Origin of the sequence: Yersinia vastinensis, assembly GCF_044905075.1 — a bacterium.
In the GTDB taxonomy this organism is placed as follows: Bacteria; Pseudomonadota; Gammaproteobacteria; order Enterobacterales; family Enterobacteriaceae; genus Yersinia; species Yersinia vastinensis.
The window spans coordinates 566,520-577,868 of the sequence record NZ_CP173260.1 but is presented as its reverse complement, the minus strand read 5'-3'; the positions used below and the strand labels follow the sequence as shown (position 1 = coordinate 577,868).

Here is an 11,349-nt window from a genome sequence, read left to right as displayed (position 1 = left end):
CGTGAGCAACAGGGGTTGTGTTTATTTTGTGTCGATAGAGGCATCAGTAACCAGTTTTAACCTTGTACATCAATAGTGTTTTGCTGCCCCGGACAATCTTCACATACAGAGCATTATCTTCCGCACTGCGTACAAAACTGGCCTGCACATCGCCCTTACAGTCACCACCGTCGTAAGGAATGTTGACACCGGTCTGGCGCACCAGGTCGATAACCCCGAAGCTTAAGTCCTCACAGGCCGGACCCGGCAGGTCCTGAATCAGGGCAAATTTATGGTCGTCGCTGACACCGGTCAGTGAGCACATGGAGGTGTTTATGTCGTTCCCCTGGCACCAGTATTCCTGGCCGGGATTGTCTTTATCCATCAGGCTTGCCGGAAGCTGCGCGGCACCGGTACTGAAGGTGGCGAGTGACAGAATGAGAGCGGGTATGGTTGATGTGATAATTCTTAACATGGCATTCTTCCTGAATTAATGGGTGTCGTATTACACCCGATATATTTGCCAGGCATCTGGTGTGATTTAAAACGCCTGTAACCAGACTCTCAGCAGTTACCGGTACGGCGGCACAGTTCAGCCATGCTCTGCTTCGCCACCCACTGCTGCAGTTCGCGGTCTTTTTGAGAGCGCTTAGCCGCCAGCGCGGCCTGTTGTTTTGGATTGACGCAATTATCAGGCACGACCAGCAGGGCTTTAGGTACGTAGGTAGACCGGGCATGATTCAACGCTTCTGTTGGATTATCTGTACCACCCGATCTCTGTTGCGCCTCGTCCAGCAGCGAGGTCTGGGTATCAATCAGAGTGAACCCACACACCTTACCCTCGCCCTGGTACACGGATGTCAAATCGGCGGGGGAACCACTGGCCGTTTTGAGTGTAAGTTTGCGTACCGTTTTGGTGTTTTTGTCAGCGACAAAATAGCCTCCGTTGTATCCCATCCGCAGCAGAAACTGCCGGGTCCAGGGGTAATTATCAATGACTCTGGCACCGTAGAGCGCATTGCTGAGAGTGTGATTGTCCAGACCATCGGCTGATTTCCAGCCGTCAGCTTGCATGTATTGCCAGGCCTTAACAGTCCCTACGACATTTTCAGCGGCTACTGGCAAAACAGCACCCGCACACAGGCTGAGCACCAGTGCCGTGGTAGTAAGTAATTTCATATTTGTTCCTTTTGAGGTGAAAACCCGTCGTCACTGACAACGAGCAGTGAGTGGAAAGTCTGAAAGTGAGGTAATACCCGAAGAAAATCGGGATGTGACAGCAGGTTACGCACCCGAATATCCGGCACGAACAGTGCCGGGTGGAAGGTTACCGTGTGAATCTCGCCCAGCGGGAAAACCGTTATATGCCCCCCGAGCTCACCGGTCAGATACCAGCAGCCGTCGCTGCACACCAGGCGGTAAGGAGCCAGGCCGGAGTAACGACCGCCATCTGCCAGCAGCGTCACCCGACGGTGTTCAGTGATAGCGCGAACCAGTCGCGTAAACACTTCAGGCCGTGCCAGTGCCCGGGAGGTAGCGCTGTGCCAGATAAGGCAGGGAGATTCGCTGGCACTCAACAGAGAGGTAACCAGCTGATTGTCCATATCTGGAAAGAGCGCCTCCACGCCGGAGTGGCGGACGAAGGTCTGCACCGCCAGTTCCCGCTGGCGACTACCAGACAGCAGGCAGCACTGCCCGTCACGGAACTCCAGGTCGAGATAGGTCAGCCGCTCGCGAAAATCCCGACGTAGCGTGCGTACTGACACGCCGAACTCGGTAGCCAGCTTCTGCATAATCAGCGTTTCTCCCGCCACAAGACGGCTGATAATCAGCGACAAGCGGACCGCAAGGCGCTCATGGCGGCGCTCAGTCTGAGACATGAGATGCGTTCTCCATCCTGTTAATAGACTGAAAATTAAGTGATTAGTGTAACGAGAGGGCCGGACAGGATATGGACAGCAGAAGCAGTATTTTTTCAGCAGGCTGAATGCAATCAGAATGCGGCTTCGTGTCCAGTCAGAAGAAACATTGCCTGTAAATTGAGCAATGAACGGACAGGTGATGTCCGCATTAACCCGGAGCTAGTATTTGTCTGTCTGAAACCCGCTGAGCATCGTTTCTGCCATCACCCACAGCGCACGGTTAAGCTTCACATCGCCATCGATACCGCGCACGGCACGGGTATGCGTTCGCCCGCCTTTTACACTACGTCCGCTAAGCCCGCCTTTTATCAGGTTTTCCTGAATACGCTGGTAGGTGGTCCACAGGTCATTACTCTCATCCTGCCAGCGCCGAGGTGAAAGTACCTGAGGTGCTGTCACCGGCTGGTGGTCCTCACCGAAACGGTATGTCAGTGCAGCCTGTGCCAGAGCCTGTTGTGCAGGTGGTGGCAGCATCAGCGACTGCATTGCATCGCGCTTTTCCTCTACTTGGTCAAAAATTCCCAGTACCTCATACGCCCCTTCAATCACCTGACTCACCACGTCTCCCTTGTGCGGAACGCGCACCTCGCCAAACGTCTCTCCACAAATCAGCCCATTCTGGCAAACCTGGCGAAACAACCCTGGCAGCATCTGGTAAGAACTGGAGCCATCGTGGGAATTCAGCAGAATGATTTCCGGCACCTGCTTGCCGGTGATTTGTCCTTCACGGCGCAGGCGCAACATGTGCTTGGTATGCTCGCGACGTTCCGGGTCACGAACCCGAGTCTGACAGGCAAAGAACGGCTGAAAGCCTTCACGTTGCAGGCTGTCGAGAAGAGTAATGGTCGGAATGTAGGTGTATCGCTCGCTGCGGGATTCGTGTTTATTCTCGCTAAAAACACTCGGTACCGCGCGAAACAACTCTTCACTAGTTAAAGGGCGATCACGACGGATAACATTAGCTGCGCCAAAGCGCGAAGCCAGACGGATCATAAGCAGACTCCTTACGGAAATTAAATAAAGGAAAGCTCTGTCGCACAGGCGTGCAGAGTTCAGGGAATAGCAAAGAGTTGAAGAAAATTCAGAAGAAGAAACTCCAGACGGCACGGGCGACAGATACTACCGTATCGCGTACAGTCTGAATGATGGTCCGAACCGGGGCCGGTATCAGTGGTATAGCGCTTACTGCGTCCAGCACCGAGCCTACCGTTTCCCCAAAATCGTCACAGGCTTTTTTATTAACGGCATCGGTACGAAGTGGCGCACTGAGTTGTACCGCCACGGGGCTACTGGCCTCACGGGGAAGACTGCGAATCATCCGCTCTGCCATCACCCGTAGCCCCCACTGCAGACGGACCGACACGGCACACACCGGATGCACGGGCTGGAACAACTCATGCAATAGGCAGATTTTACGGCTGATGTTTTGTTTCTGTTCTGTGGATAATCGTTCTCCTCTGCTGGTGGGCTCAGCCTTGTCCGACTGGCTGATAACAAACAGCACCTTATGCCGGTATGCCTCGCCAATCACCTTGTGATAAAAGTGCTCATCCACTGCCAGCGCCCGGTCATCAGCCTTGATCAACCACAGTACCAAGTCGAGGCGAGGAAGCTGTTCACGGTAAAGAGCAGCATATTCGGTATCACGTGCGCCACTTTCCCCGACTCCAGGCAAATCCATCAGTGTCATAAACCGCCCTCCAACCTGAAAACGAAAACGCAGGGGTTCACGGGTACATGCCACCACATCGCTGACCGGCGATACCTCACCGGCAAACAGGGCATTACATAATGACGATTTTCCCGCTCCGGTTTTGCCCATAATGCCGATCATTGGTTCATAACTGGTTAACTGGCTTACCTGGAGCAAAATGCGTTCAGAAACCCATTGCGGCAAGCCAGAAAGTGAGTTCTGCAACGGCTGCAGACCTTCAGAATTGTTCATCACTTCTCCTATGAAAAATAAAACAAAAACGGCAGAACCGTGAGGTTCTGCCGTTAATCGGGTATGTTCAGAAGAATGATATATATCCGAAGATTTTTTTAATGCACACAGGTGTTGGAATTGGTAGAACTTTTCAGAGCCTGCGAAGCCGTGTGCAGGAAAAAGGCATTATCTAACTTGATTATATATACAGTCGATAAGAACAAATTGCGATAAAATCGCATCAATAGCCGTAACCAAAAATCAATAACAGGATAAAAATGACTAGTCTTCAACAACGTGCAGAACTACACCGTCAAATCTGGGCAATTGCCAATGATGTCCGGGGGTCGGTCGATGGTTGGGATTTCAAACAATACGTCCTTGGTGCGCTCTTCTATCGCTTTATCAGTGAAAACTTTTCCAGCTACATTGAGGCCGGTGACGATAGCGTCCACTATGCTGCACTGGATGACAGCATTATTACCGATGACATCAAAGATGATGCCATCAAAACCAAAGGCTATTTCATTTACCCGAGCCAGCTGTTCTGCAATGTTGCCGCTAAAGCGAATACCAACGACAGGCTGAACGCTGATTTAAACAGTATCTTCGTCGCTATTGAAAGCTCAGCCTACGGCTATCCGTCTGAAGCTGACATTAAAGGCCTGTTTGCCGATTTTGATACCACCAGCAACCGTCTGGGTAATACCGTTAAAGATAAAAACACCCGCCTTGCCGCCGTGCTGAAAGGCGTTGAAGGTTTAAAGCTCGGTGACTTTAACGAACATCAGATTGACCTGTTCGGTGATGCGTATGAATTCCTGATTTCCAACTATGCTGCTAATGCCGGTAAATCAGGTGGCGAATTCTTTACGCCACAGCACGTTTCAAAACTGATTGCTCAACTGGCAATGCACGGTCAGACCCACGTCAATAAAATCTACGACCCAGCAGCAGGTTCGGGTTCCCTGCTGTTACAGGCGAAAAAACACTTTGATAACCATATCATTGAAGAAGGCTTTTTTGGTCAGGAGATAAACCATACGACGTTTAACCTGGCGCGTATGAACATGTTTCTGCACAACATCAACTATGACAAATTTGACATCAAGCTGGGTGATACCCTTAAAGAGCCACATTTTAGTGATGAAAAGCCGTTTGATGCTATTGTCTCTAATCCACCGTATTCGGTGAAATGGATTGGCAGTGATGATCCGACGCTAATAAACGATGAACGCTTTGCTCCGGCGGGCGTTTTGGCCCCGAAATCTAAAGCCGACTTCGCTTTTGTACTTCATGCGCTGAACTATCTCTCAGCGAAAGGACGTGCGGCGATTGTTTGCTTCCCGGGTATTTTCTATCGTAGTGGTGCTGAGCAAAAAATTCGTCAGTATCTGGTCGATAACAACTATGTTGAGACGGTGATTTCACTCGCGCCAAATCTGTTCTTCGGCACTACCATTGCCGTTAATATTCTGGTGCTGTCAAAGCACAAAAAAGATACCAGCGTACAGTTTATTGATGCCAGTGGCCTGTTTAAGAAAGAGACCAATAACAATATCCTGACCGATGCGCATATCAAACAGATTATGCAGGCCTTTGACAGCAAGGCAGACACCGCCCATCTGGCGAAATCTGTGCCGCTTGAGACCATCGCCGCGAATGACTACAACCTGTCGGTCAGCAGCTATGTTGAAGCGAAAGATACTCGTGAAGTCGTGGACATCACCAAACTGAATGCCGAGCTAAAAACTACCGTTGCCAGAATCGACCAGCTACGCACAGATATTGATGCCATTGTTGCAGAAATTGAAGACAGTGAGGCGCAAGCATGAGCGAGCTAAAGTATCTGGAAAAATTACTGGATGGGGCTGACGTTGAGTGGACGCCACTGAATAATGTTTTCGACATTTTTGCCGGGGGTGATGTCCCAAAAGATGCATTATCAGATATTCAAACTGAAGAATTTAATATTCCAATACTATCTAATGGTATTGGTGATAATTCTTTATATGGTTGGACAAACCAAGGGAAAATAAATTCACCTAGCTTAACCATATCAGCCAGAGGAACTATAGGCTGGACAAGTTATCGAGATACACCCTTTTTCCCGGTTGTCCGCCTACTCGTTTTAACACCCAAAACAGAATTAAATTTAAAGTATGCTTACTACTTTATGAAAATGATTGAAGGTGATTACAAAACACCTAAAACGGGAATTCCGCAGCTAACAAAACCAATGTTAAAAGATATTAGAATCCCAATCCCTTGCCCGCACAATCCAGAGAAGTCCCTTGCCATACAGTCTGAAATCGTCCGAATTCTGGATAAATTTACCGCGATTACCGCTGAGCTTACCGCTGAGCTTACCGCTGAGCTTACCGCACGTAAAAAACAGTACAATTACTATCGCGACCAGTTACTTAGTTTCAAAGAGGGGCAGGAAAAACCTCTTTATCTAAAAAAACTGCTGGATGGGGCTGACGTTGAGTGGACGCCACTGAATAATGTTTTCGACATTTTTGCCGGGGGTGATGTCCCAAAAGATGCATTATCAGATATTCAAACTGAAGAATTTAATATTCCAATACTATCTAATGGTATTGGTGATAATTCTTTATATGGTTGGACAAACCAAGGGAAAATAAATTCACCTAGCTTAACCATATCAGCCAGAGGAACTATAGGCTGGACAAGTTATCGAGATACACCCTTTTTCCCGGTTGTCCGCCTACTCGTTTTAACACCCAAAACAGAATTAAATTTAAAGTATGCTTACTACTTTATGAAAATGATTGAAGGTGATTACAAAACACCTAAAACGGGAATTCCGCAGCTAACAAAACCAATGTTAAAAGATATTAGAATCCCAATCCCTTGCCCGCACAATCCAGAAAAGTCCCTCGCAATCCAGTCTGAAATCGTCCAGATTCTGGATAAATTCGACGTACTGACTAGCTCAATCAGCGAAGGTCTTCCACGCGAAATCGAGCTGCGCCAGAAGCAGTACGAATATTATCGAGACATGCTATTTAGCTTCCCGAAGCCGGAAGTGGCAGAGGCATAACATGAGCAAGACACTCTCAGAGATAGCCCAACAACTGAGTTCGCCCAGGAAAACCAAAAAAACTGTCACCAGGGAAGTAGAGCAGATCAAGTCTGTACCAAAGGTACAGTTAATCTACGCTTTCAATGGCACGGGAAAGACTCGTCTTTCTCGGGATTTCAAGCAACTGATTGCGCCCAAAGTCAATGCCGGAGAAGGTGATGATGAAGCTGAACAACCCGAGTTGTCGCGCAAAAAAATCCTCTATTACAATGCCTTCACCGAGGACTTGTTTTACTGGGATAACGATCTGCAAGAAGATGCCGAACCGAAGCTGAAGGTGCAGCCTAATTCCTATACAAACTGGTTGCTGACATTGCTTAAAGATTTGGGACAGGATGGCAATATTGTCCGTTATTTCCAGCACTATTCGAACGACAAGCTAACGCCACACTTCAATATAGATTTTACCGAAGTCACTTTTTCCATGGAGCGCGGCAACGATGAGCGTTCCGCCCATATCAAGTTATCCAAAGGTGAAGAAAGCAACTTCATCTGGAGTGTCTTTTACACCCTACTGGATCAGGTGGTAACAATTCTCAACGTTGCCGACCCGGATGCCCGCGAGAACCGCGCATTTGATCAGCTGGAATATGTGTTCATTGATGATCCCGTCAGCTCCCTTGATGATAACCATTTGATTGAACTGGCGGTTAATCTTGCGGGGCTGATCAAATCCAGCAAATCCGATTTGAAGTTCATTATCACAACGCATAGTCCAATATTTTATAATGTGCTTTTCAATGAGTTGAACGGCAAAGCTTGCTACATGTTGGAGAATTTCGAGGATGGGACATTTGCCCTCATAGAAAAACATGGCGATTCTAATAAGAGTTTTTCCTACCATCTCCACCTAAAGCAAACAATCGAACAGGCAATTGCTGACAACAACGTTGAAAGATATCACTTCACGTTACTGCGCAATCTTTATGAGAAAACAGCCAGTTTTCTGGGCTACCCTAAATGGTCTGAACTCTTGCCTGACGACAAACAGCTTTATCTGAGCAGAATAATCAATTTCACAAGCCACAGCACGCTATCGAATGAAGCCGTTGCAGAGCCAACGCCAGCGGAGAAAGCGACTGTCAAACTGTTGCTCGATCACTTAAAGAACAACTGTGGCTTCTGGCAGCAGGAACAAAAAAATGGTTGATTGCACCAAGCCAATTACTGAATCCAATAACTTCATCATTTTGGATACATACAGCCAAGAATGGAAGATTACCGAGAGCTACCAGAGCGAAGGTGATCTGGAGCGTGAGCTGATTCAGGATTTGGTTAACCAAGGGTATGAATACCTGCCAACCCTGAATAACGCCAGGGCTATGCTGGATAATGTCAGGGAGCAGTTGCAAGCCCTTAATAATGTAGAGTTTCTGGAAGCTGAATGGCGTCGTTTTGTGGAAACCTGGATGGACAAGCCCAGCGATGGCGTTGTCGAAAAGGCTCGTAAGATTCATGACGACTATGTTCATGATTTCGTCTTCGACGATGGCCGTATTCAGAACATTTATCTGCTGGATAGAAAAAATACTCTTCGCAATAAAGTGCAGGTGATCAAGCAGTTCGAGCAAACCGGTACGCACGCCAATCGCTACGATGTCACCATTCTGATCAATGGTTTGCCGCTGGTTCAAATCGAGCTAAAAAAACGCGGCGTAGCAATTCGTGAAGCCTTTAACCAGATACACCGCTACAGCAAGGAAAGCTTTAACGGTGACAACTCCCTATTTAAATACCTGCAACTGTTTGTCATTTCCAACGGCACCGATACCCGCTACTTTGCTAATACAACAAAGCGGGATAAGAACAGTTTCGACTTCACCATGAACTGGGCGAAGTCCGATAACACGCTGATTAAAGATCTAAAGGACTTTACTGCCACTTTTTTCCAGAAGCATACCCTGCTCAATGTGTTGTTTGACTACAGCGTGTTTGACAGCAGCCAGATGTTGCTGGTGATGCGCCCGTATCAGATTGCCGCCACCGAGCGGATTTTATGGAAAATTAACAGCTCCTATAAAGCCAAAAACTGGTCAACCCCGGAAAGCGGCGGTTTTATCTGGCACACCACCGGCTCAGGCAAAACCCTGACCAGTTTTAAGGCCGCACGTCTGGCGACCGAATTGGACTTCATTGATAAGGTCTTTTTTGTTGTCGACCGTAAAGACCTCGATTACCAGACCATGAAGGAGTATCAGCGCTTCTCGCCAGACAGCGTCAATGGTTCTGACAATACTGCAGGCCTTAAAAGGAATCTGGATAAAGACGATAACAAAATTATCGTCACCACAATTCAGAAGCTGAATAATCTGATGAAAGGGGAAGGAGACCTTCCTGTTTACAACAAACAGGTGGTCTTTATTTTTGATGAGTGTCACCGCAGCCAGTTTGGTGAGGCCCAGAAGAACCTGAAAAAGAAATTCAAACGCTTTTATCAGTTTGGTTTCACCGGCACGCCCATTTTCCCGCAAAACGCATTGGGCGCTGAAACCACCGCCAGCGTGTTTGGCCGAGAACTGCATTCTTACGTGATTACCGATGCGATTCGTGATGAGAAAGTGCTGAAATTCAAGGTGGATTATAACGATGTCCGCCCGCAGTTTAAGTCGCTTGAAAACGAAACCGACGACAAGAAACTCACTGCAGCTGAAAACAATCAGGCTTTTCTACATCCGCGCCGTATTGAGGAAATTACCCGCTATATTCTTGCTAATTACCGTCAGAAAACCCATCGTACTTTTCCGGGGGCAAAAGGATTCAACGCCATGTTTGCGGTTAGCAGTGTGGATGCAGCCAAAGCCTATTATGAAGCCTTTAAGCAGTTACAGCAGGGGCCCGACAATCATACTGACACCCGTAAGCCACTTAGGGTAGCGACCATCTATTCATTCGCTGCGAACGAAGAACAAAATGCGGTCGGTGACATTACCGATGAAAGTTTCGATGTCAGTGCCATGAACAGCAGCGCCAAAGAATTTCTTGATGCGGCGATTGACGACTATAACCGTCATTTCAAAACCAATTTCAGTACCGACAGCAATGGCTTCCAGAACTATTATCGTGATTTAGCGCAGCGAGTGAAGAATCAGGATATTGACCTGTTAATTGTCGTGGGCATGTTCTTAACCGGCTTCGATGCCCCAACTCTGAATACCCTGTTTGTGGATAAGAATCTGCGCTATCACGGCCTGATGCAGGCATTCTCACGTACCAACCGCATTTATGATGCCACCAAAACCTTCGGCAATATCGTGACCTTCCGTAATCTGGAACACGCGACGATTGATGCTATCACGCTGTTTGGTGATAAGAATACCAAAAACGTGGTGCTGGAAAAGAGCTACAAAGAGTACATGGAAGGCTTTAGCGATATCGTCACCGGTGAAGCGAAACGTGGTTTTATGACTGTAGTCTCAGAGCTAGAGCACCGGTTCCCTGACCCGGCGAATATTGACAGCGAGAAAGAGAGAAAATCCTTTGTAAAGCTGTTTGGTGAGTATCTGAGAGCCGAAAACATTCTGCAAAACTATGACGAATTTGCCACGCTAAAAGCGCTCCAGAAGATCGATACCAGCAACCTGGAGGCACTCGAAGCCTTCAAGGCCGAGCATTATCTCGATGATGAGAAGCTCGCTGAATTACAGACCATTCGCCTTCCTGCCGAACGCAAGCTTCAGGACTACCGTTCAGCCTACAATGACATCCGCGACTGGCAACGACGCGAAAAGGCAGCGAATGATAAGGATAACTCAACCACCGACTGGGATGATGTGGTGTTTGAGGTGGATTTGTTGAAGTCTCAGGAGATTAACCTGGATTATATCCTCGGTCTGATATTCGAGCATAACAAACAGAACAAGAGCAAAGACGGGCTGACCGAAGAAGTCAGACGTCTTATCCGCTCAAGCCTGGGCAACCGAGCCAAAGAAGGGCTAGTCATTGATTTTATTCAGCAGACGAACCTGGATGAACTGCCAGATAAGGCCGGGATTATTGATGCGTTCTTCGCTTTTGCTCAGCGCGAACAGCAGCGTGAGGCAGACGCATTGATAAAAGAAGAAAACTTGAATGAAGAGGCTACCAAACGCTATATCCGTACGTCCCTGAAACGAGAGTATGCCACCGAAAATGGTACTGAGCTAAACGAGACGTTACCAAAACTCAGCCCGTTAAACCCGCAATATAAAACGAAAAAGCAGTCAGTGTTCCAGAAAATCGTCGCATTCATTGAGAAATTTAAAGGGGTGGGTGGGCAGATTTAGTCGTAACCGCATGGGAGAGCTTAGATATGCCGCTTTCATCAAACCGACCTGAACACTAAAGATTCTCGGACGCAAGAGGGTACGGGCATGGGTCTATGACCTGCACGGGATGTAATTGATATAATTATCAATGGGATGTGATTTTTTAAT

At 47.9% G+C, this 11,349-nt stretch carries 9 protein-coding genes; 4 read left to right on the top strand and 5 right to left on the bottom strand.

Annotated features, from left to right (window positions below; translation table 11 throughout):
- Positions 1-43: 43 nt before the first annotated feature.
- From ACIOG0_RS02540 to ACIOG0_RS02520, 5 genes are all read right to left on the bottom strand, one after another.
- Positions 44-454 carry a hypothetical protein gene (locus tag ACIOG0_RS02540; protein WP_145581920.1) on the bottom strand — a complete coding sequence of 137 codons (411 nt, stop codon included), beginning with the start codon at positions 452-454 and terminating at the stop codon, positions 44-46.
- Positions 455-543: 89 nt separating this feature from the next.
- Positions 544-1,158, bottom strand: a complete 615-nt coding sequence (locus ACIOG0_RS02535) for a hypothetical protein (protein ID WP_145581918.1) — start codon at positions 1,156-1,158, stop codon at positions 544-546.
- Entirely contained in the window at positions 1,155-1,859 is a 705-nt protein-coding gene (locus ACIOG0_RS02530) for a WYL domain-containing protein (RefSeq protein ID WP_145581917.1), read from the bottom strand. Before ACIOG0_RS02530 ends, ACIOG0_RS02535 begins: the two co-directional genes overlap by 4 nt.
- Positions 1,860-2,060: 201 nt before the next feature.
- Positions 2,061-2,894 (bottom strand): DUF932 domain-containing protein, encoded by an 834-nt coding sequence (locus ACIOG0_RS02525; protein WP_145581915.1) that lies wholly within the window; start codon positions 2,892-2,894, stop codon positions 2,061-2,063.
- Positions 2,895-2,982: 88 nt separating this feature from the next.
- A complete protein-coding gene (locus ACIOG0_RS02520) occupies positions 2,983-3,846 on the bottom strand; it encodes a GTPase family protein (protein WP_145581913.1) in 864 nt (287 codons plus the stop codon).
- Positions 3,847-4,106: 260 nt separating this feature from the next.
- On the opposite strand from ACIOG0_RS02520, the gene ACIOG0_RS02515 reads away from it, so the two are divergent.
- From ACIOG0_RS02515 to ACIOG0_RS02500, 4 genes are read left to right on the top strand one after another with little or no spacing between them, the layout of a single operon-like run.
- A complete protein-coding gene (locus ACIOG0_RS02515; RefSeq protein WP_145581911.1) occupies positions 4,107-5,663 on the top strand; it encodes a type I restriction-modification system subunit M in 1,557 nt (518 codons plus the stop codon).
- The gene (locus tag ACIOG0_RS02510; RefSeq protein ID WP_145581909.1) at positions 5,660-6,895 is read left to right on the top strand and encodes a restriction endonuclease subunit S; all 1,236 of its coding nucleotides are present in this window, start codon (positions 5,660-5,662) and stop codon (positions 6,893-6,895) included. The genes ACIOG0_RS02515 and ACIOG0_RS02510 overlap by 4 nt, the downstream gene beginning before the upstream one ends.
- A 1-nt stretch (position 6,896) precedes the next feature.
- Positions 6,897-8,087: an AAA family ATPase gene (locus tag ACIOG0_RS02505; protein ID WP_145581907.1), complete on the top strand. Its 1,191-nt coding sequence runs from the start codon at positions 6,897-6,899 to the stop codon at positions 8,085-8,087.
- Complete coding sequence (locus tag ACIOG0_RS02500) at positions 8,080-11,199, top strand: HsdR family type I site-specific deoxyribonuclease (RefSeq protein WP_145581905.1); 3,120 nt, start codon at positions 8,080-8,082, stop codon at positions 11,197-11,199. The genes ACIOG0_RS02505 and ACIOG0_RS02500 overlap by 8 nt, the downstream gene beginning before the upstream one ends.
- Positions 11,200-11,349 lie beyond the last annotated feature (150 nt).